We start from the raw sequence: 19,784 nt of genomic DNA, 5'->3' as shown, positions 1-19,784 counted from the left end.
ATAGTGAAATGATACAATTGATGCTAAATAAGGGTGATTTTATACTTAGGAGAGATATGGGGTGATTTTATTATTTGATTGGTCTGTCTATTGGCGTCGTATTTTTTTATTTTGTTTTTGGCAATTGCGAAGACAGTTCGTGAGAATGTGAAATATCATTATAAGAGAGGATTGAAGGCGAATGTTAGATGTATTGAAGAAACAATACGGCTTCATTCAATCCGCAAGACAAACTTTGTTTGAATTTTTGAAAGAAATTCCCTTTCAAGAGTTACACAATACGGTGCCCAACTTCGGGAAAGCAAGTATAATCAGAACCCATATTCACGTTGCTGATTGCTATCGGTACTGGCTTGGATCATTTGCATTTAAACAAAAACGAGCTGATTTTTCGTTCGCTTCTGAGTACGATATTGAGCATTCAGATGTTGATAAAGTTCAGTCCAGATTTGAGTTAGTAGACGAGGTAGTACAAAGGTTTTTAGATGAATTCAATGCTCGGTGGTTTGAAAACATCGCAAATGAGGTGAAGTGGCAGGAGGAACACTGGAGTACAACTCCGCTATGGTTGTTGACCCACACCGAGACGCATGAGTTTCATCATAAGGGACAAATCGTATCAATGGCTCGGCACCTGGGTTACAGTCCTCCTAATACAGATATTTAAGACGTGGAGTAACGGTTGCTGTGGCAGCCGTTTTTGTTTTCTCAGTTGGACGGTATGAATTGTGAAAACTTAAAAATTATTTACCAATTGGGTTAATTGTTGTAAGTTTATTTCAATGCACAAAAGTGCCTCTAAGCTAGATCCACAAACGTCGTTTTGTCGTTCAGAAGAGCAAATATCCAATGAAGAAGCTTATTTGCACAAGCGATAATCGCAACTTTGTGTCCTTTGCCCTCGGCTTTCTTCTTATCGTAGAATGCCTTGAGCTTTTTGTTTGCTGAAAGCCTGAGGCCGCAGCGAACCGCTAGGAAGAGTGCGAGTCGCAAACGCTTGGAACCGCGTTTGGAGATGCGATTCCGGGTTGCCGTAAACTTCCCGGACGAGAAGACGCTGGGATACAGGCCGTCGAACGCCACCAGCTTTTTTGCATTGCCAAACCGCTCGATTTCGCCGACTTCGGATAAAATTGTGCCGCAATTTTATTGCCAATGCCGGGAATGGAGCGTAAGAGATCAAAAGCAGCAATGCCTTCAGCAAGAGCATCTCTCTGAGCTTCCAGATTGGATAGGTGCTCTTGGTACTGAAGGAGCGACTGAACAAGGATCTCCAGATTGACAAAGTGACTGGTCATGGTGACATGCTTAAACGGGATTTCGCTCGGCCGCTGCGATTAGTTTTTCTGCGCGTTCTTCCGCCCAGCGCTCGGAGCGCGCACGAGGAGTAAGCGCCTTAATCGCTTTGACAAGCTCTGTTTTGCTTGTCCGCAGCACCTTCACGGATGTCGGGAACTGAAGGAGAAGACGCAGCGAAACAGAAAGATCTGGTGACCTCATAATACGAACGGGTACGATAGTTCAACGTTCAGCCTCATTTTTCAGTAAATCATAGATGCACAGTCGGAAACAGTGTGACAATCGATAGGCTTCGGCATATGCCGAGGCTCTTTTTGTTTTTTTGCCTCGGGGACTAGCAGCATAACTAGGATTACATGAGGATGTGTCCAGTGTTTTTTGCGTGTGATCCGACCAGTAGGATTAAAGTGTTTTCAGTAAGTCTTTCCTCTTCGGTGAGCAACTTTCGAATGTATATTTTACACGATGAAGAAAAACAACTAACGAATGGGCACCTGTTGTAAAACTTGAAAGTTTGATGAAGGGGACTTAACATGGCCGTCGATTTTAAAGCTTGGGACAGACAGTTCATTGGCGGAGAATGGCGTACCGGTAACAGTCAGAGGCAATATACAAACCGGAATCCGTTCGACGAATCGGAATTGGTAACGATCCAATTAGCTTCAAAAGAGGATATTGATGAGGCATATCGCGCGGCTGCAAAAGCGCAGGTCGAATGGTGGGACGCCAACCCGTTTACACGCTCTGCCGTCATGATGAAGGCAGCAGAGGTTGCAGAGAAGTGGCGTGAAGACCTGATTCAAATACTTACTACCGAGACAGGAAGTTCGCATTTGAAGGCGGAAACGGAGGTCGATATGTTTATCGGAGACATTCGCTATTATGCTTCATTTCCAATGAACATGACAGGGGAAATTCGGCCTTCGGTCATACCTGGTAAAGAGAATCGCGTATATCGTTTACCTGTCGGGGTTGTAGGGGTGATCAGCCCATTCAATTTTCCGCTTTTTCTCTCGATACGAGCCATCGCACCGGCACTTGCCGCCGGTAACGGGGTAGTAGTAAAACCGGACAATAAGACCATGATTTCTGGCGGGCTGGTTATTGCAAAAGTCTTCGAAGAGGCAGGTGTTCCAAAGGGATTGCTTAATGTCACTGTGGCGAGCAGCGCTGAAATCGGTGATATTTTTGTCGAGCATCCTTTGCCAAAGGTGATTTCCTTCACAGGATCTACCGAGGTGGGCCGGCACATTGGCGAATTATGCGGCAGACATCTCAAACGCACAGCGCTCGAGCTGGGGGGCAACAATGTGATGCTTGTGCTCGAGGACGCGGACGTCGAATTAGCCGCCAGTGCAGCCGTATTCGGCAAATTCCTGCATCAAGGCCAAATTTGTATGTCTCTGAACCGGATTATCGTACACCGCAAGCTTTACGATGAATTTGTAACCAAGTTTGCTGAAAAAGTGGAAAAGCTGAAGGTGGGCAACCCCTCCAATAAAGAGGTGTTTATTGGGCCGTTAATCGCTCACTCAGAGGTCGAAAGACTTCAAAAATTAATCGATGAGTCAATTTCACAAGGGGCACGGGTGGTCAAACGCGGAAGCGTGAAAGGAAATGTGATGGAGCCGGTAATTCTGGCAGATGTGACGAACCGTATGGCCATTGCCCAAACAGAGGCGTTCGGCCCTGTTGCCGCAATTCTGCCTGTAGAAAGCGAAGAAGAAGCCATCCGTTTGGCCAACGAAAGCGAATACGGATTAAGTGGATCTGTCTATACTCGGAATTTGGAGCATGGTGTGGAAGTCTCGTTACAAATTGAGACAGGGATGGTACATGTGAACGACCAAAGCGTCAATGCCGAGCCGACAGTGCCATTCGGAGGAGTGAAGGCATCCGGAGTAGGCCGGTACGGCGGGGAATGGTCATTGGACGAGTTTACGTCCGTCCGGTGGGTATCGGTACAGAAGCGACCACGAGTATTTCCATTTTAATGTTTAAAATCCAAGGACATAAATGTGCAGCATCAAAGCCGCGCGTTTGCGGCTTTTCTGGCACCCCTCTTTTTGTGCATGATCACGCTTTTGCTTTAAAAGAAACCGCTGAAAATGCTCAATCAGAGTAACTGCTACGTACAAAATACTGAGTTTCCTAAATGGAGGAATTATTGTGCAAACCAAGGCTGCTGTAGTCTTTCGAGAAGGGGACCCCTTTCAAATAACCGATATCACCGTCGATGAACCTCAGACGGGCGAAGTATTGGTTCGCATCGTGGCATCGGGAATTTGTCACACCGATTTTTTCGCCCAAAATCAATCTTACCCGGTTCCTCTTCCCGCCGTTTTGGGACATGAAGGATCCGGCGTCGTCGAGAAGGTGGGCCCGGGCGTCAAAAACATCGAACCCGGCGATCATGTCGTTTTATCTTATAGTTCCTGCGGTGTTTGCCGCAACTGTTTAAGCGGAAAAGCGTATGCCTGCTTGGAGTTCTACGATCTCAATTTCGGAGGCCGCATGGCCGACGGGACTTGCCGTTTGCATAACGACCATCAGCCGCTGTCTAACTTTTTCGGACAGTCCAGTTTCGCGCATTATTCGGTGACAAGCGCACGCAACGTTGTCAAAGTGCCTAAAGACGTTCCGCTTGAAATGCTCGGCCCGCTCGGCTGCGGCATTCAGACAGGCAGCGGTGCCGTGCTGAACAAGCTGAAACCCGATCCAGGATCAAGCATCGTTATATTCGGAATCGGTGCGGTAGGCTTGAGCGCGGTGATGGCGGCCAACGTCGCTCATTGCGGGGTCATTATTGCGGTCGATATTCAGGAAAACCGTCTTGAACTGTCCAAGGAATTGGGCGCTACGCATACGATCAACGCTAAGGAAGGCAATGTGGTGGAGAGGATTAAGAGTATTACGGGGGGAGGCGTGGATCATGCCGTTGAGGCCAGCGGCCGTCCGGAAAACACGCGATACGCAATAGACAGTCTTCAATTATTGGGAGTCGCGGTACAAGTCGGCGGTTCGAAGCTGGGCACTGAGGCACGGTGGATTTAAACACGATTCTGTTCGAAAGAACGCTTAGCGGATTTTTGATGGGCCGAAGCGTCCCCCAATTGTACATTCCAGCGCTGATCGAGTTGTACAAAAAGGGAAGATTCCCGTTTGACAAATTGATCAAATACTACTCATTCGATCAGATCAATCAGGCGTTCGAGGATTCCCATAAAGGGACGACCATTAAGCCGATAATTAGATTTGAATAGCTGATGATCGCAAAAAGCCGGTCGCGCTGAAATTTGTCAAAAGGAGAATTATAACCGTCAAGAGTACTCATTCCGAAAAGGAGTGGGTACTCTTGACGATTAAGTCTTGATTGAGACCGCTCGTGTCATAGAAAAGTGTCCCTTTCTATATTACGTTTTCGGCAGAATAGTTAAATCGGACAGGGGCCGATTCTTGGATCGTCGGACGTCCACGGTGGTACAAACTACAGGCTGCCCCGCAACGAGGCCGTTGAAAAACGGGCAGGTGTAGATACAGGATTTCCCCTCCGCAATATGCGATAATAAAGTTGACATAACGTACAACGCGGAGGATGAACCGTATGAAAGCATTAGTTTTTGATCGTTTTGGCGGTCCTGAGGTGCTGGAGTTTCGTGACATCCCTGAGCCACAGCCAGCTTTGGGCACTGTGATTGTACGGATGAAGGCAATCGGGCTCAACTTTGCTGATGTATATCGGCGTAAGGGCAACTATCATTTGGCGGGGGAACCGCCTTATATACTCGGATATGAGGGAGCCGGCGTGATTGAGAATGTCGGCTACGGCGTAGAGGGGCTGCGTGAAGGTGACCGCATCGCTTTTGCCGACGTTCCGTTTGCAAATGCGGAACTTGTCTCTGTGCCTGTGGAGCGGGCTATTCCGCTGCCGGACAGTATCACCTTCGAGCAAGCAGCATCCCTGCTGCTCCAAGGATTGACCGCACATTATCTGGTCCATGACAGTTATCGTGTGCTAGCGGGTGACGAGGTACTCGTGCATGCCGCAGCCGGAGGTGTGGGTCAGCTGTTGACGCAGTTATGCAAGGCGAAGGGCGCTCGCGTACTCGGTCTTACATCGTCCGATGCCAAGCGCGAGAAGGCGCTGCATGCTGGCGCGGATGAAGTTTTGCTGTATGGAAGCGGTGTTGATCGGCATTGGGTCAAGGCCGCCCGGGATTGGTCCTCCAACGGAAAAGGCGTGAAAGTTGCGTATGACTCTGTAGGCTCCACTCTGATGGACAGTTTTTCGGCGGTCCGCATCAAGGGTGTTGTCGTTTTCTACGGCATGGCCGGGGGAGATCCTCAGCATGTCGATCCGAGAATGCTAATGGATACGTCCAAGACACTGACCGGAGGTGACCTGTGGAACCATATCACAACACGGCAAGATCGGGTAGAACGCAGTGAAGCTCTGTTCACCGAGCTTCATGAAGGTCGTCTACGGGTGGACATGCCGACGACTTTTCCTCTTAGCGAAGGTAAGCAAGCGCATCGATTGCTTGAGAGTCGCGCCAGTACCGGCAAAATTTTGTTGATACCATAAGATTTCTAACACAGTGGTTCGGATTAGAACATCCGGAGTTATTAACCTCGAGCATCCATTTACGAAGGGGGCACTAAATGAGGTTATTTCATTTTAGCGAGGAAAGTTCAATTGAGATTTTTGTTCCTAGAGTTAAAGAAAATCGTAGGGACATGCCGCCTGTCGTTTGGGCGATTGATGATGCCCATGAATTCACTTTTTATTTTCCAAGAGATTGCCCGAGGATTGTTTATACTAGGAGTAATGAAATCACGGATGAGGATAATATTAAATTCTTTGGTACAACGAAATCAGACATTGTAGTCACAGTTGAAAATGATTGGTACGAGCGTATTAAGAGGACAACCATATATAGATATAGATTGCCTACCGATGGTTTTCGGCAAGGGGAGAATTTTCGCCACTTCAGACATACGGGGCAGCCGCTAGATTCCAGACTTGCTTTGGGGCAAATCCTTGCACTAAGGTTCGCGGAAGATGAGGAATTCCTCGTCTTGTGTCAGAAAGCCGTTGAAACCGGAATGACGAATGAGGCGATCAAGAAATCCATCACCCGCTGGAGAGCGGACCATATCCGCGTTTGAACGTCCACACGTACACAAACATTCACTCAATCGGGCACGACTAGTTCAATAAACACACGGGGACTGCTGATACATTTCAGCGGTCCCTGTGCATTTAACGGCAAAGAAATACGCAACGTCATCCGCAACTCTTTAAAAAATGTGGTCATGGACGCTCCTTAAAGTGTTATTGTATGTTTGATTGTAGATTTCCTATATTACCCAGAAGAAAAGGAGAGTCTAAGTTATGGAATGTCCTTGGTGCCATCATGAGGTAGAGATTCTTAAGGGAAGATGCCCGAATTGCCGAAATAAATTGCACGAGGTTACAGAAGATGATTTTGCACCGGATGCGCGCACTGGGAGCGCCGTCGAAGCTTTTGAGGAAGCACGCGTGATTGAGGTTATCGAGGATAACTTTAAATGTGCCAAATGCAAAGGAACTGATTGCAACGTCAAGGAAGTGGCCATGACCGGTGCCGGCTTGAGCAAGTTGTTCGATATCCAGCACAACCACTATTTGTTCGTTTCTTGTATGAATTGCGGATTCGTCGAGATCTATGATCCGGATGTCCTGGAGGGTCACAAGGCCGGAAAGTTGGGAACTGTGATGGATGTTTTGTTTGGGGGTTAATAGATAAGCTCATCGAATAAGTTGTTTCGAGGTTGGAGGTCAAATATGCACGAAAATACTGAAGATTTATATGATTTGATTTATAGTTTTAAGGACTATAAAAAAGAAGCAAACGATATCAAGGAATATATATTAACAAGGTTTCCTCATACAAAATCAATTCTTGACGTTGCATGTGGGACAGGAAAACATATTGAACATTTGAATGACTCTTTCAAAGTAGACGGCATTGATATAAGCGAGCGTTTCGTTGAAATAGCCCAAAATCGAAATCCTTCCTCTACGTTTTGGTGCAGGGATATGACTTCATTTAAATTAGAAAAGCATTATGATGTAGTAATGTGTCTGTTCAGTGCAATCGCATACGCTAACACCTATACTGCTTTGACTCAAACTTTAAAACAAATGTAAAAGCATACCAAGCAAGGTGGATTCATCATAATAGAACCTTGGTTTACTCCAGAAACTTGGCATCCTGGTTATGTATCTATTGTTAACGGCGGAACAAATGATATCAAAGTGAGTCGGATGTCGTACTCCGGCCAATCGGGCAATTTATCTGTCCTTAATTTTGAGTATTTAGTTGGAACTAAGGATGGAATTACACGTTTATCAGAGAAACATGAGCTAGGGCTATATACCGTCGATGAAATGTTTTCTGCTTTTAAAGAAGCTGGAATGGAAACGGAATATGACCCTGAAGGAATTAGCGGAAGAGGCATGTATATTTCAAAACTATTAAACATCAGATAAACCCAAGTTAAAGCCTTGTTAAAGCAAGAAAAAATTAGCAAATGATACAGCTATTGCGATGGCTGGCCTGCCGTCCCTTGAAGTAAACTGGATGCAAAAGGAGATGGGGACATGAAGGATAAGGTAAAAGGAATCGTTCTTGGATTGGCCGTCGGCTCGCTCGTATTCGGCTCTGTTGGATTCGCGGCGGGGTCGCAAATCAGCGTCAAGGTTCAGAAAGCGGCGGTCTATTTCGACGGGGTGAAGAAATCCCTGCCGTCCGGCCAGGAAACGTTCATATACAAGGGGCAAGTTTACGCTCCCGCTTCTTTTGTCGCTGGGTAAAGCCTATTCTTTCGATTCCAAGGCGAATTCGGCGTACATAGGCAAAAAACCGGTCAAGACGTTGACCAAAGCCGATGCGGAGAAATTGGTGCGGAAGCATCTGAAGCTAGACAGTAAACCGGCCATCTATGTAGAATATGACCACAATGAAGGCGCCGAATACTTAATTCACGTGTACGAAGTCGTGATCGACGATCCGAATACCGGTGAGGGCCATACGGCCACCTGGGGGTGGTACTACGTTAACCCGAAAACCGGTGGTATCCGGTCGATGTTCTGAGTCAAATATAAATGATCAACTATCGTGAATGAGGAGAGAACATGGTAAACGTCACAATCGAACTTGTGAAGGATGGAAACATCGAGCAGTGTAGACAGTTGTGCAACGAGCTAATGGCATTTCAAAAATCGAAGGCTGCTATTGCACCAGAAGCTTTTGACTCTATGAACTTTGACACAAGAATGAAAAAAAGCTACGAAAGTTCGTTAGAAAGTCAGGTTATTGTGGTTAAGGACAATGGTATGCCTGTCGGGTACGTTTTTTCTACCATCGAAAATATTGAAAACAGTAAGGGCCAATACCCGGCATGGGCTCCGAAAGACGAGAACAGCAAGGGCTTTTATCCGGAATGGGTTAATCTGCCGAATAAGATTGGCTGCTTAAACAACTTATATGTGCGGGATCAATATCGGGACATGGGACTTGGCTCCAAACTCTTAGAAATGTCTATGGAATGGCTGGAGAGCTTTCCGGATGTTGATTTAATATTTATTTATGTATCAAACGGCAATGATGCCGCGCTGAATTTTTACCTCAGTCGTGGGTTCACCTTTAGTCATGATGTATTCGGGGGTTTTATCAAGGCAATCTATAAGTTCAAAAAATAAACGATTTGGGTGCACGCATGATCGATTGCCTTACATGCAATCTTTTTGACAGCCGAAAAAAGCGTTTACTGTGTCGGATGATACTTGTCTGTCGGAGAGAGATTAAGCGTACAGCATGCTTGTCGGAGCTACAGAAACCAACGTTCATCTTGCTGGTTTTCACTTGATAGAAGGCGGTTCTAAAAACTATTGCATCATTTGTGATTTTGTGGGTAGTCATGCATTTTAGGCAAAAGTAGTCCATCGGACGTTCTCCTTTAAAAAGGAAAAATTTAATGTTTCATGTAGGAGGGTAAGGTTTATTTACCCCATACCAATTGTTTGAAACAAAAACGAAATGGAGTCAAGCAAGAGGAGGATTTACATGTTAGCTGCTATTACACGAAGTGAAAACGGATATACCGCCTGTTTTGAGCGTCATCTCGAGCATTCTGTAGAAGCGGTATGGTCTTGGCTGACAGACAACGCAAAGTTGCCCAAGTGGTTTCCTGAGCTGCGGGTCGACGACCTTAGTGAGGGCGGGACCATAAGCTTCGACATGCATGATGGGACGTATAAAGTACTAATAATTATCGAGCTTAAAATAAACTCCGTATTGGAATATACATGGGCTGAAGACCGTGTTCGGTTTGAACTGTATCCAGAGCCGGAGGGCTGTCGTCTGCTGTTGATCGAGAAAATAGCTAAGATCACGAATCATACTCCAAAAGATTTGGCCGGTTGGCATGTTTGCTTGGATGTGGTGAGCGCATTGCTGAATGGAAGGACGCTGGAATCACGGGAGAACGAATGGAAAGCGTGGTATGAGAAGTATGTGGAGCTTATAGAAAACCTGCCTTCGACAATCAATTGAGAAGGTCGAATTCAATAATGGTTCAAAATGGGTAAAGATATTAAAAAGCCATCAGAGGAAGATGATGAAGGATGAAAACCCAGTATCCTGTCGAATATTTGAAGTCTGCGAGGATCGTCAGCAGATCCTCATTTGACCAAAGGGAGAAAGACCGGCATTACAAAGAATTGCTAGCAGCGCTTCGGCCGCACGTAGAGCCAAATACGGAAGCGCTCGCTTTTTATCGCGATATTTCTTCAATGATCGGCAAGCAGTAAAGGCATCTGACCAATAGCGCGGTTAATGCGTCAGAGTCTCACCAGGCCTTTTTCCCATGTAATATCTCTGCCCAAGACACCGACTGCCTGGATGTCTTCCTGCGTGCTCGCTCCAACATCGGCCATAAATTTTTTCTGCGCCTCTGCAAACGGCATCAGCTTGATGTGCTTATTGTAGGGGCACTGCGCCTTTTCCATATATCCGAACATGCGACATAGCCATGGACGTGCTTCATACACGGTACACCGCTTATTCTCCACGTCTACCAACGGACACGCACCTGTTTTCCGTGTCTGGCCCCTCAGCCGGTCAATTTGTTCTTGCGGCATCGCACGAACAGCTCGCCGTATGGTCACCATCTCCTTGGCACTCACTGGAACATTGGCGCAGCACTCAATACAGTTATCGCAAGAAAAGGGTTTTGTATTTGTCGTCGCCATAGCCGCAAGCATCCTCCTCATTCAAAGCTGTGAATCACCACCGCAGGCATTATTGTTTCCCGACACCACGTCAGTCATGTAAAAAAACGGAAAAGACGCAGCCTTGCCAGAACAATAGCAATCGATAAGAAATCCCTATGTATTCTCCATGCTACAATATCCTTGATTTGGAAATTTTAATGAAATAAACATGGAGGTGGTGCCGGTAAATTTCATGGTTATGACGTTGTCACATGCAGTTTCGCACGCCAATTATCCGAAATTAGAGGTGAGGAACAATGGCAGTTACAGCAGACAAAATATTTGTTAATTTACCCGTTAAAGATCTCAATAAATCCATGGAGTTTTTTCGTAGTATCGGCTTTGAATTTAACGCCCAGTTCACCGATGAGAACGCAGCGTGCCTGGTAATCAGCGAGCACATCTATGCCATGTTGTTGCTTGAACAATTTTTCGGGACTTTCACAAAAAAAGAAATCGCAGATGCAACTAGAAGCACGGAAGTCATTCTGGCCTTGACCGCCGACAGCAAGGAAAAAGTGGATGAGCTCGTAAATAAGGCTCTGGCAGCCGGAGGCAAGCCATCGAATGATCCGACTGACCATGGATTTATGTACGTGTGGAGCTTTCAAGATGTAGACGGTCATCTTTGGGAAGTCTTCTACATGGATGAAAGCGCAGTCCCTCAAGAATAATTCGTTAAGGCGGAAATATAAAATGACAATTAACGTTACTCTTCGAGAAATGATAACAGATGACCTACCGACATTTTACGAGCAGCAATCGGACGCAACCGCCAACTATATGGCTGCCTTTACGCCTACAGACCCAGCGGACAGGAATGCCTTCACCACTCGCTGGCTTAAGATTTTAAGGGATGATAACATCTCAAAAAAGACGATCATTTATAACGGGGACGTCGCAGGGCAAGTGCTCAGCTTTGAGCACTTCGGTGAACCGCACGTGAGTTACTGGATTGCAAAGGAACATTGGGGCAAAGGCGTGGCCACGTCCGCGCTCTCGAAATTTCTGGCCGACTCAAAGATTCGCCCCTTATATGCTCGTGCAGTGAAAGACAATATCGGCTCTATTCGTGTGCTGGAAAAGTGCGGGTTTACAATTACCGGTGAGGACAAGGGCTTCTCTAACGCACGCGGCACAGAGGTCGAAGAATTTATTCTGAAACTGGATCGGTAAAACAAGCCGACATCGGTCAAATACCGATGTCGGCTTGTTTTTTATAAATTAGTCGTTTGAGACTTTGTTGATTGTTACTGCTTCTTTTCCCTGGCTAATGATTTTTGGTGTAAAGTAGGATTGTTGTGATTGCGAACTGGGGGAATATTCATGTGGAAGAACCGCAACGTGTGGATTATTTGTATCGGTGAACTCATTGCCGGCGTAGGTTTATGGACCTCTATCATTGGGAATCTGGAATTCATGCAGCGGCATGTGCCGTCGGATTTCTTGAAGGCGGTTATCCTCTTCATCGGTCTGCTCGCCGGAGTGCTCGTAGGTCCGCTTGCCGGCCGGGTGATCGATTCGAGCAAAAAGAAGACCGTGCTGCTTTATTCAGGATTCGGGCGGATGGTCAGTGTATGCTTCATGTTCGTTGCCTTGCAGCAAGAGTCCCTGCTATGGATGGTGCTGTTCGCGATATCGCTTCAGATTTCAGCTGCCTTTTACTTCCCTGCACTCCAGGCCATCATTCCCCTGGCCGTCGAAGAAAAACAGCTGCTGACGCTGAACGGCATACATATGAATGTCGCTACAGTCGGCAGGATCGCCGGAACTGCACTCGCGGGTCTCATGTTAACAGTTATGAGTCTTTATTCTTTATATCTGGCTTCATTGATCGCCTATCTTTTTCTGCTCATCTCGACATGGTACATCAACGTAGATGAAAGCAGGAAGGATGCGGGTTCACGGCACAGCAGCAGCAAGAGCAAAGGCTTCAGAGAAATCATACCGTTATTGAGAAGCATGCCGGTTGTGACCAGAATACTGCTGCTGACCATCGTACCCACGCTTTTCATAGGCGGATTCAATTTGATGGTGATCAATATAAGCGAACTTCAGCATGATGCGACGATAAAAGGGCTTTTGTATACAGTGGAAGGATGCTGCTTTATGTTGGGAACCGTCCTGGCGAAAAGGCTGCCGGGTGGCAGCATGATGCAGCGGCTGTTCGCTCTGTCCATATTTGTGGCAATCTCGCATCTGTTATTATTTTTTGCTGATGACAAGCTCATGTCGCTCGTGGCTTTCGGATTGTTCGGGCTCAGCATCGGCTGCTTTTTTCCTATCATTTCAACTGTGTTTCAGACGCAAGTTCCAAAGGAGTATCACGGCCGGTTTTTCTCGTTCCGGACCATGTTCGACCGAGTCTTGTTCCAGGTCATTCTGCTTTGTACAGGCATGCTGCTTGATTTGATCGGACTAAAATATATGGTTCTCGTTTTCGGTCTGTTTTCATTGCTGCTTGTGTTCTATTTCGCATCCCGCCCGGTTCGGCAGTCAGCATCGTCCGACGCGGCACTTCGGGAGATGTCAGTCTGACACTTGTATATAACATCATATTGGACAATCACGCACGCATAGGGTGAGGCGAGGGGAGTGTGGGGACCTTGAACGAAACCCGAGCGGAGAATGAGTTGTTCGAACACCGCTTTTGGCTGCAAATCATGGGGGATCATGGGAGATTCATCTTGAATTCCTTGTCTCCACGTGAGAGCGTGGATATCGCAAAGGCTGAAGCTATATTCACTTATTTGATCAATTACTCGCACAGGCACGAACGGCAAACACAACCACGGATCTATCGGCATTCGATAGGGATACACTCGGTAATGTCGCTGCTTTTCGATTTTTTAAACTAGACCTGCTTGCCAGACAGCTGCTCGGCAAAGTGAAAATTATGTTATCACCGACATTTCTCAATCATATGGTTAACGAACTCGAAGAATATATGAGGATCCTGCAAGTTTTGACAGCAGGTCAACCGGTGCCTGAATTTGATCCGCTGCATCACGACTTGTTGTGGCTGCCGGACGCCGCCGGGCATGCGGGAGCCATAGCTTCTGATTTAGACATGGTGGAAAAAAGGCTGATTCACAAAAGCAAAGACTTTGAGAAGCATTTCGAGGCATTCTACCTGAAAGCAATCGAAATGGCCGGTTACATTCGGTCGAATCTAAATGATTTTCCAGCATTCCGGCGTTTTCATAAAGAAATCAATTTGGAGATGCGCCTGTTTATGGCATTCCTAGCTGAGTTGGAGGAGGATGAGATATCATCCGAAGTGCTGGACCGGATTTCTCCACTTATCCCTGATCATATGATGCGGGAAGAATGTTACTACCTGACGAAGCTTGCCAAAAGCGGTGTGATCCCCGACTTGAATTGCGATCCGACTCGTCCACGTGTGGAAGACTAGCCGCGTTTATACTAAAAATCAGCTTCCTCTCACGGAAGCTGATTTTTTTATCGCTAAAAAAGTTATAATTGATACCAAGTTAAAGGTGAAAATGTAAAGGCGGAATACATTTGAAATCTTCGTACCCACGTGAATTGACGGTCCTAAAGCTGTTCACTTTTTTCTCTTTCGGATCGGTGGCCATCTTGTTCGTTTACTTCCCGGTGTACTTCTCCCAACAAGGGTTAAGCAAGCTTCAGGTTGGCATGATTATGGCCGGCGGCCCGTTCATTTCGATCATTGCCAACCCTTTCTGGGGATACGTAAGCGACAAGTATCAGAATATCAGGCGGACGATTGTCTTGCTGCTTGCAGGAAGCTTGATTGTCGTGCAAGCAGTATTGCGTACAGATCTGTATGTGCTGCTAATAGCTGCAATGCTTCTATTCTTTTTCTTTCAAAGCCCGCTTGCCTCTCAAGGCAACAGTCTGATTCTCAATACAATCGAGGGCACCGGTTATAAATTCGGTTCCTTCCGGTCATGGGGGTCGATCGGCTACGCCGTTGTTGCGATTGCGGCAGGTCCGGTATTCGTTGCCGTGGGCATGGATGAATTGTGGATCGTCTATTCGCTGCTGCTCATCGTCTCTTTGATTTTTACTGCAGGCATGCCAATAGGGATTGCATCAGGCAAGGCCTTCTCCAATAAGGGATACGGTACGGTGTTTACAAATCCCCTGTTTCTCATTTTTGTCTTACTAGGCGTACTTGGTCTCGATACCGAATTCGGTCAATTCCACTTTCGTCTCCATCTACATACAAGAGCTTGGCGGTTCGGAAGTATTCGTCGGATGGGGAGCTTTCTTGGCGGCCATCTTTGAAGTGCCGGTCTTTCTGCTGCTCGACCGCTTCATCAAACGCGAAACCCGCTATTTGATCTTTTGCTTAGCGGTGACCAGCTTGCTGTTCTCGGTTCGTTGGGCGCTGATGTCGTTCGCTTCGGAACCTGTACACATTCTGCTGATCCAGCTTCTGCATTGCGTAACCTTCGGCGGCTATTATTACTTAGGCACTACGCTTACCGCCTATTTAATCCCCGCGGAATACCGGGCATCGGGTCAGGCGGCTTTCGCTTTAACCTGGGGAGGCGTGTCCGGAATCATGGCGGGAGTGATGGGCGGATGGTTGTACCAAACGTTCGGAGCGGTTGTCATGTATCGTGTGAATGTTGTCATTTCGCTTTGCGGCGCCGCCGGTTTTATGTTGATGATCAAGCTGGTCGATAAGAAGCAGAAAGAGGCAGCATTCACTGAAGGTGGAAAACCAACCGGAGCGTAATTTTGTCCCACTTCCATAAAAATGGTAAAATTTAATGTGCAACTGCTTGAATCCATGATTAAAAAGGAGGAAATGCAAATGCGCAAAAAGTTTATCGTTACATTGGCAGTGGCAATGATTTGGTCGGTTCTGCTGAGTACTTCAATGTTTGCCTCGGAACAGAAGGAGAAGAAGCATCATTCGTGGGAAGTGTCGATTGTCGTGGATTTGGATGCCAACAACGCAGCGGGGATGAGGATAGAAGGCCTGACAGGAGACAAGCAGGGCAGGCTGTATACGAGTGATCTTAATTCCAGGCGATTAATTCGGGTCACACCCCATACAGGGGCTGTTGAAGTATTAACGGTTCTTCCCCAATCGGCGACGGGCATGGTGTTCGATAAAGACGGAAACCTGTATATGGCGAGCGGCGGAGGTCCGGGCGTGGATGGTGTCATTCTCCGAGTCTCTGAGCAAGAGCTGAAAAAAGGCAGCTTCACATCTGATAAAGTAGAAACCTTTGCTGTGGATGTGGACGGCGCGAATGGGTTGGTGTTTGACCGTGACGGCAATCTATATGTTAGCGGGGGCGCCACGGGCAATATCTATGTAATTACACCGGATGGTGAGCGTACGGTTTGGGCAAGCGGCATTTCAGCCGATCGTCCGACGCAGCCGATTGTGGTCAACGGATTAGCTTTCGGCCGCGACGGGCGTCTGTATATCGCCAATACCAGTTCAGGTGAAATCAATCGCGTCAGTATTAAGAAAGACGGCACTTTTGGAGCTGTAGAGAGGTTTGCGAAAGATCCTTTGTTGTATGGAGCCGATGGTATCGCATTTGGTCCGAATGGCGATCTGTATGTGGCAGCCAACGAACGTAATGCGATCGTCAAGGTTTCACATTCCGGCAAAGTGACCGAGATCGCGGGCAACAACAATGAAGGACCTCTGGAATTCCCGGCCAGCCTTCATTTCATTGGCAGCACTCTGTATGCCAGCAACTTCGACATCGACCGCGGAGTGAATTCACCGAACTCGCCAGGAATCGGTGCCTCGATTGCCAAGATAGAGTTCGTGCAAGAACATTCTAATGAAAAATAAATATGACGCAGAAAACAAGAGATAACACCCCGCTAGCAATTAGCGGGGTGTTCTATCGTGGACTTAAGTTTCCTGCTTTATCAAGGCTTGAGATTGCTTGACCGCCAAGGTTCTGCGTTTTAACGCGGATCCGGTGAACAAGAGAACACTGAGCAGCGCAAGGCTGATCATGCCGGCACTGATCAGTAATGCAGGTACGACATGGCTGCCGAAGTCTGCCGGCGATTGGATCTGCGAGCCTGACTGAAAGATGAGACCGCTGATCGCAATTCCGAAAACACCGCCCAGCTCCCGCGTCGAGTTGCTGATTCCGCTAGCTTCGCCTGCCGAATCCTCCGGTACCGAAGATAGAACCCCATGTGCGAGGGGAGTGAAGCTCAAACCCATTCCCGCACCCGCCAGCATCATTAACGGCGCCTGGTATCCGAAAGGAAAGTCGACGCCAAGCGATAAGATCAGCATGCCGAATCCTATCAATGCCAAGCCTTGCAGCACCAGGCCCAGTGACAACACTGCCTTGTTGCCGAATCTGGATACCGCGAGTCCTGCAAGCGGTGCGGCGATCATCGTGCATCCTGTCCAGGCCATTGTGCGCACTCCCGCCTCTAGAGCCGAATATCCTTGCCCCTGTTGAAGGAAGAGCGTGAGGAGAAAAATCGAACCGAAGATGCCGGCGTTCATCCAGAAGCCTGAGAAAATGAATGCCGAATACTTGCCGTTACGGAAAAAGTCGAAGCGGACGAACGGCTGTTTTCGGGTACGCTGCCACAAGTAAAAGACGATCAGCAGCAATAATCCGCCGGCTAAAGATCCTGCGACGATATCCGATGTCCAACCTTCGTGATTTCCTTTTTCCAGTCCGAACACAACGCCGAACAATCCGGTGCCGAGCAGCAAGATGCCGAGCGGGTCTAATGGTTTCTTTACTCCAGTTGATTCTTTTAGCCAAAATAATCCCAACACGAAAGCGAGCATACCGGCGGGGACATTCACCCAGAAAATGAGCTGCCAAGGTGCGCCCTCCACGATTAAACCGCCTACCAGCGGACCCACCGAAAGCCCAAGCCCCGAAATCCCCGACCACAGGCCCAGTGCGGCCGCTCTCATTTTCTCCGGGAATGCCGAATTCACGAGTGTCAAGCTCAATGGCACGATCGCAGCTCCACCGACTCCCTGTAAGGCACGCGACAATATGAGCTGAATGGAACTTTCGCTCAATCCCGATAGTGCCGATCCTAAAGTGAACAAAACGACACCGGTTAAAAACATTTTTTTGCGGCCGAATCTTTCCCCAAGGACGCTGAACGGGATAAGCAATACCGAGAACGCGAGGGTGTAAGCGTTCATGAACCATTGAAGGTCTGTGATGGTGGCCTTGAACGATTCCTGAATCGAAGGTAAGGCGACCCCGATCACCAAATTGTCCAACATGGCCATGAACAGTGCGGTACATGTTACTGCGAGCAATCGAACTCTTGAAGCGGTAAACATGGGACTTCATCTCCATTAAGTTTTTATTTATTGATAAATAAATTGAAGCCCGAAAAAATCGGCAAAGCAGCTGAAGTGAAAAAGCACTTTGCCTTGATGGATGTGTGTTGCAATCTGCTTACTCGCACCAGGGGAGCAATTTCTGCAAATTGACCGTTTCCGCCAACGCAATAACGAGTCCTTGGCCGATGAAATTGCTCGCCATTTTTCCTGCGTCCGGAATGCCGGCGTCTTCGAAGCGTTGTTTTACCCGCTCGTACACGAGATCGAATTCTCTCCGGGTGTATTCCCTGATCGCCGGCTCGGGCGTGGCAAATGACATCATGACAAGCAGAATCTCATTGCGATGCACTTCGAGCAATTCGGAGAAAGCTTTGCCCATGGCTTCAGGAAGCTGCTCCGGCGGCGCCTCCACGGTGGAGAAAGCGTGCAGGATTCTTTCCGACGCCTGCTGAAGCACGGCCAGATACAGTTGTTCCTTGGATTTGAAGAAGTGGAACACATACGGCTGTGTAACACCGACTGCCCTAGCTACATCCGCTGTCGTCGTTTTGTAGTAACCCGACTCGGCGAATAGCTCAGCCGCAGCCTCAAGGATTTGTTGTTTTCGATTGATGGATGCAGCATCGTCTTTTGGTGTCATGGCCGACTCCTTTCCATTTATTTATTGACTGATAAATAAAATATAAACGCATCTCGCTCAAGTGTCAACTACACCACGCCACCGCACACGGGCACAGAGCCAAAGTTCCTCAGGTCTATCGTGGTTTTCTGCCCAATTGATACTCGCACATAACCTGTTGTTTTAATTTGGCTCATTAGTACAGCGTCTCCCCGGTGGAGGTATTATAAGGAATCGGGTCTAGGGCAATGAACTCTGCAGAGATACTATACAAACCATCCAGCAGGCGCTTAGGTTTCGAAGATTCGCCGGTGACTACACGCGTTAACCGCAAAGATGTGGGCAAGCGGAAACCCCGAACCGGTTGGTTGGCAACTAACCGTAACAGATACGGCCATAACTGCTGCAGGATGGGTAGGAGTTGGTGGTACTTCTTTAAATGGTGTTCGAGATTTTGACTTTGTGAGTATTGCCACAAACGGGGAAACGGCTCTCCGATACCCGCTAGTGAACACCCTACAGCCGAGTGTGATTGGCTCAGTGGGAGCAACTTTACAAGGTGACATCCAGGATACAGGCGGAGAAGATCCAACAAGATACTTTGAATACGGGCAGACAACGGCATACGGTAATATAGTTAGTGCGAGTGTTGGCGCGGCAGGCATTTTTACTGCTGCCATAGGCGGGTTGACAGAGAACACCACCTATCATTACCGTGCTTATGCCACGAACAGTACAGGCACAGGTTATGGTCCCGATCAAACGTTCACGACGACCAGCTATATGAGAGCAACTCAGTTACAGCCGAATAATACTAATATTTCGCCGTTAGCGATCAATATATTCAGTTGGCAAAAGGCCACGCAGGGAATTCAAACCCACGATGAACTGCGATACAGAATTGTAGGAGACGCTGCCTGGATCACAACGGGACCGATTGCCTCTACATTGCTTCAACACTCTTTTCCGGCGAATACATTCGGCATTGATAAAAATTACGAATGGCAAATTAAAAGCTGGGATGCAGCCAATCCGAACGCCTATGACTGTTTTAACCGGGAAGATATGTCGTTAAGTTTAGTCTGAATCCTACGTAGTTCTCGGTCATAGTGCTTATAAACCCTGTACCCTGTGTAGGCTTGGATTGCAAAAAACAAAACACCTCCAATCGAGATGAGTAAATAATTGTGCGTTAAGTTCTCTAACAAATCATTTAACTTCTGCAAATGATGTCCCAT

General features: G+C 47.5%; 24 protein-coding genes and 1 pseudogene. 21 read left to right on the top strand and 4 right to left on the bottom strand.

Features of this window, described 5'->3' with window-relative positions; translation table 11 throughout:
* The first annotated feature begins 181 nt into the window (after positions 1 to 181).
* Positions 182 to 667, top strand: a complete 486-nt coding sequence (locus SD71_RS15340; protein ID WP_041064953.1) for a DinB family protein — start codon at positions 182 to 184, stop codon at positions 665 to 667.
* A gap of 131 nt (positions 668 to 798) precedes the next feature.
* Here the strand turns inward: SD71_RS15340 and SD71_RS15335 are convergent, their stop codons facing one another.
* Positions 799 to 1,134: a transposase gene (locus SD71_RS15335; RefSeq protein ID WP_082034279.1), complete on the bottom strand. Its 336-nt coding sequence runs from the start codon at positions 1,132 to 1,134 to the stop codon at positions 799 to 801.
* A 698-nt stretch (positions 1,135 to 1,832) separates the two neighbouring features.
* Between SD71_RS15335 and SD71_RS15325 the strand changes: the two genes are divergently transcribed.
* The 12 genes from SD71_RS15325 (at position 1,833) to SD71_RS15265 (ending at position 10,156) form a co-directional block, all read left to right on the top strand.
* Complete coding sequence (locus SD71_RS15325; RefSeq protein WP_041064949.1) at positions 1,833 to 3,293, top strand: aldehyde dehydrogenase family protein; 1,461 nt, start codon at positions 1,833 to 1,835, stop codon at positions 3,291 to 3,293.
* Positions 3,294 to 3,468: 175 nt separating this feature from the next.
* Complete coding sequence (locus SD71_RS15320; protein WP_326998764.1) at positions 3,469 to 4,353, top strand: NAD(P)-dependent alcohol dehydrogenase; 885 nt, start codon at positions 3,469 to 3,471, stop codon at positions 4,351 to 4,353.
* Positions 4,344 to 4,562: a hypothetical protein gene (locus SD71_RS25975; RefSeq protein WP_326998763.1), complete on the top strand. Its 219-nt coding sequence runs from the start codon at positions 4,344 to 4,346 to the stop codon at positions 4,560 to 4,562. Before SD71_RS15320 ends, SD71_RS25975 begins: the two co-directional genes overlap by 10 nt.
* A 341-nt stretch (positions 4,563 to 4,903) precedes the next feature.
* On the top strand, positions 4,904 to 5,884 hold the full coding sequence (locus tag SD71_RS15315) for a quinone oxidoreductase family protein (RefSeq protein WP_041064946.1): 981 nt from the start codon (positions 4,904 to 4,906) through the stop codon (positions 5,882 to 5,884).
* Between the two features lie 77 nt (positions 5,885 to 5,961).
* Positions 5,962 to 6,468, top strand: a complete 507-nt coding sequence (locus SD71_RS23185) for a DUF6886 family protein (protein ID WP_082034278.1) — start codon at positions 5,962 to 5,964, stop codon at positions 6,466 to 6,468.
* A 226-nt stretch (positions 6,469 to 6,694) separates the two neighbouring features.
* Positions 6,695 to 7,081, top strand: a complete 387-nt coding sequence (locus SD71_RS23180) for a zinc ribbon domain-containing protein (RefSeq protein ID WP_082034277.1) — start codon at positions 6,695 to 6,697, stop codon at positions 7,079 to 7,081.
* A gap of 45 nt (positions 7,082 to 7,126) precedes the next feature.
* A complete protein-coding gene (locus tag SD71_RS22380; RefSeq protein ID WP_052476298.1) occupies positions 7,127 to 7,492 on the top strand; it encodes a class I SAM-dependent DNA methyltransferase in 366 nt (121 codons plus the stop codon).
* A gap of 453 nt (positions 7,493 to 7,945) precedes the next feature.
* Entirely contained in the window at positions 7,946 to 8,158 is a 213-nt protein-coding gene (locus SD71_RS15290; protein ID WP_041064943.1) for a hypothetical protein, read from the top strand.
* Positions 8,145 to 8,438: a hypothetical protein gene (locus SD71_RS15285; protein WP_041064941.1), complete on the top strand. Its 294-nt coding sequence runs from the start codon at positions 8,145 to 8,147 to the stop codon at positions 8,436 to 8,438. Before SD71_RS15290 ends, SD71_RS15285 begins: the two co-directional genes overlap by 14 nt.
* A 41-nt stretch (positions 8,439 to 8,479) precedes the next feature.
* Complete coding sequence (locus SD71_RS15280) at positions 8,480 to 9,046, top strand: GNAT family N-acetyltransferase (RefSeq protein ID WP_041064939.1); 567 nt, start codon at positions 8,480 to 8,482, stop codon at positions 9,044 to 9,046.
* 364 nt (positions 9,047 to 9,410) lie between these two features.
* Positions 9,411 to 9,899, top strand: coding sequence for an SRPBCC family protein (locus SD71_RS15270; RefSeq protein WP_041064934.1), 489 nt, complete (start codon positions 9,411 to 9,413; stop codon positions 9,897 to 9,899).
* Between the two features lie 71 nt (positions 9,900 to 9,970).
* Positions 9,971 to 10,156, top strand: coding sequence for a hypothetical protein (locus SD71_RS15265; RefSeq protein WP_041064931.1), 186 nt, complete (start codon positions 9,971 to 9,973; stop codon positions 10,154 to 10,156).
* A gap of 30 nt (positions 10,157 to 10,186) precedes the next feature.
* On the opposite strand, the gene SD71_RS22375 is transcribed toward SD71_RS15265, so the two are convergent.
* Positions 10,187 to 10,597, bottom strand: coding sequence for a YkgJ family cysteine cluster protein (locus tag SD71_RS22375; protein ID WP_052476297.1), 411 nt, complete (start codon positions 10,595 to 10,597; stop codon positions 10,187 to 10,189).
* 278 nt (positions 10,598 to 10,875) lie between these two features.
* On the opposite strand from SD71_RS22375, the gene SD71_RS15255 reads away from it, so the two are divergent.
* The 7 genes and pseudogenes from SD71_RS15255 (at position 10,876) to SD71_RS15230 (ending at position 16,433) form a co-directional block, all read left to right on the top strand.
* Positions 10,876 to 11,292 carry a VOC family protein gene (locus tag SD71_RS15255; protein WP_041064929.1) on the top strand — a complete coding sequence of 139 codons (417 nt, stop codon included), beginning with the start codon at positions 10,876 to 10,878 and terminating at the stop codon, positions 11,290 to 11,292.
* Between the two features lie 22 nt (positions 11,293 to 11,314).
* Positions 11,315 to 11,794 carry a GNAT family N-acetyltransferase gene (locus SD71_RS15250; RefSeq protein WP_041064926.1) on the top strand — a complete coding sequence of 160 codons (480 nt, stop codon included), beginning with the start codon at positions 11,315 to 11,317 and terminating at the stop codon, positions 11,792 to 11,794.
* Positions 11,795 to 11,944: 150 nt separating this feature from the next.
* Positions 11,945 to 13,156 carry an MFS transporter gene (locus SD71_RS15245; protein WP_041064923.1) on the top strand — a complete coding sequence of 404 codons (1,212 nt, stop codon included), beginning with the start codon at positions 11,945 to 11,947 and terminating at the stop codon, positions 13,154 to 13,156.
* A 125-nt stretch (positions 13,157 to 13,281) separates the two neighbouring features.
* Positions 13,282 to 14,033: pseudogene (locus SD71_RS26275) on the top strand (DUF2935 domain-containing protein).
* A 110-nt stretch (positions 14,034 to 14,143) separates the two neighbouring features.
* Positions 14,144 to 14,893 carry an MFS transporter gene (locus SD71_RS25650; protein ID WP_268747757.1) on the top strand — a complete coding sequence of 250 codons (750 nt, stop codon included), beginning with the start codon at positions 14,144 to 14,146 and terminating at the stop codon, positions 14,891 to 14,893.
* Positions 14,781 to 15,350 (top strand): MFS transporter, encoded by a 570-nt coding sequence (locus SD71_RS25645; protein ID WP_268747756.1) that lies wholly within the window; start codon positions 14,781 to 14,783, stop codon positions 15,348 to 15,350. Before SD71_RS25650 ends, SD71_RS25645 begins: the two co-directional genes overlap by 113 nt.
* A 78-nt stretch (positions 15,351 to 15,428) precedes the next feature.
* On the top strand, positions 15,429 to 16,433 hold the full coding sequence (locus SD71_RS15230; RefSeq protein WP_235427147.1) for an SMP-30/gluconolactonase/LRE family protein: 1,005 nt from the start codon (positions 15,429 to 15,431) through the stop codon (positions 16,431 to 16,433).
* Between the two features lie 63 nt (positions 16,434 to 16,496).
* On the opposite strand, the gene SD71_RS15225 is transcribed toward SD71_RS15230, so the two are convergent.
* Together SD71_RS15225 and SD71_RS15220 are read right to left on the bottom strand one after the other, a co-directional pair.
* Positions 16,497 to 17,924: an MFS transporter gene (locus tag SD71_RS15225; RefSeq protein ID WP_052476295.1), complete on the bottom strand. Its 1,428-nt coding sequence runs from the start codon at positions 17,922 to 17,924 to the stop codon at positions 16,497 to 16,499.
* A gap of 118 nt (positions 17,925 to 18,042) precedes the next feature.
* On the bottom strand, positions 18,043 to 18,567 hold the full coding sequence (locus SD71_RS15220) for a TetR/AcrR family transcriptional regulator (protein ID WP_041064920.1): 525 nt from the start codon (positions 18,565 to 18,567) through the stop codon (positions 18,043 to 18,045).
* A gap of 315 nt (positions 18,568 to 18,882) precedes the next feature.
* On the opposite strand from SD71_RS15220, the gene SD71_RS15215 reads away from it, so the two are divergent.
* Positions 18,883 to 19,632, top strand: a complete 750-nt coding sequence (locus tag SD71_RS15215) for a hypothetical protein (protein ID WP_041064917.1) — start codon at positions 18,883 to 18,885, stop codon at positions 19,630 to 19,632.
* Positions 19,633 to 19,784 lie beyond the last annotated feature (152 nt).

It is taken from the genome of Cohnella kolymensis, from assembly GCF_000829465.1.
Lineage (GTDB): Bacteria > Bacillota > Bacilli > Paenibacillales > Paenibacillaceae > Cohnella > Cohnella kolymensis.
This window is presented reverse-complemented; position numbering and strand designations above follow the sequence as displayed.

Bases quoted from the DNA above. Each gene is read 5' to 3' on its own strand.
- SD71_RS15340 (WP_041064953.1), top strand. From the start codon at position 182: ATGTTAGATGTATTGAAGAAACAATACGGCTTCATTCAATCCGCAAGA.
- SD71_RS15325 (WP_041064949.1), top strand. From the start codon at position 1,833: ATGGCCGTCGATTTTAAAGCTTGGGACAGACAGTTCATTGGCGGAGAA.
- SD71_RS15315 (WP_041064946.1), top strand. From the start codon at position 4,904: ATGAAAGCATTAGTTTTTGATCGTTTTGGCGGTCCTGAGGTGCTGGAG.
- SD71_RS23185 (WP_082034278.1), top strand. From the start codon at position 5,962: ATGAGGTTATTTCATTTTAGCGAGGAAAGTTCAATTGAGATTTTTGTT.
- SD71_RS23180 (WP_082034277.1), top strand. From the start codon at position 6,695: ATGGAATGTCCTTGGTGCCATCATGAGGTAGAGATTCTTAAGGGAAGA.
- SD71_RS22380 (WP_052476298.1), top strand. From the start codon at position 7,127: ATGCACGAAAATACTGAAGATTTATATGATTTGATTTATAGTTTTAAG.
- SD71_RS15290 (WP_041064943.1), top strand. From the start codon at position 7,946: ATGAAGGATAAGGTAAAAGGAATCGTTCTTGGATTGGCCGTCGGCTCG.
- SD71_RS15280 (WP_041064939.1), top strand. From the start codon at position 8,480: ATGGTAAACGTCACAATCGAACTTGTGAAGGATGGAAACATCGAGCAG.
- SD71_RS15270 (WP_041064934.1), top strand. From the start codon at position 9,411: ATGTTAGCTGCTATTACACGAAGTGAAAACGGATATACCGCCTGTTTT.
- SD71_RS15265 (WP_041064931.1), top strand. From the start codon at position 9,971: ATGAAAACCCAGTATCCTGTCGAATATTTGAAGTCTGCGAGGATCGTC.
- SD71_RS22375 (WP_052476297.1), bottom strand. From the start codon at position 10,597: ATGGCGACGACAAATACAAAACCCTTTTCTTGCGATAACTGTATTGAG.
- SD71_RS15255 (WP_041064929.1), top strand. From the start codon at position 10,876: ATGGCAGTTACAGCAGACAAAATATTTGTTAATTTACCCGTTAAAGAT.
- SD71_RS15250 (WP_041064926.1), top strand. From the start codon at position 11,315: ATGACAATTAACGTTACTCTTCGAGAAATGATAACAGATGACCTACCG.
- SD71_RS15245 (WP_041064923.1), top strand. From the start codon at position 11,945: ATGTGGAAGAACCGCAACGTGTGGATTATTTGTATCGGTGAACTCATT.
- SD71_RS15230 (WP_235427147.1), top strand. From the start codon at position 15,429: ATGCGCAAAAAGTTTATCGTTACATTGGCAGTGGCAATGATTTGGTCG.
- SD71_RS15225 (WP_052476295.1), bottom strand. From the start codon at position 17,924: ATGTTTACCGCTTCAAGAGTTCGATTGCTCGCAGTAACATGTACCGCA.
- SD71_RS15220 (WP_041064920.1), bottom strand. From the start codon at position 18,567: ATGACACCAAAAGACGATGCTGCATCCATCAATCGAAAACAACAAATC.
- SD71_RS15215 (WP_041064917.1), top strand. From the start codon at position 18,883: ATGTGGGCAAGCGGAAACCCCGAACCGGTTGGTTGGCAACTAACCGTA.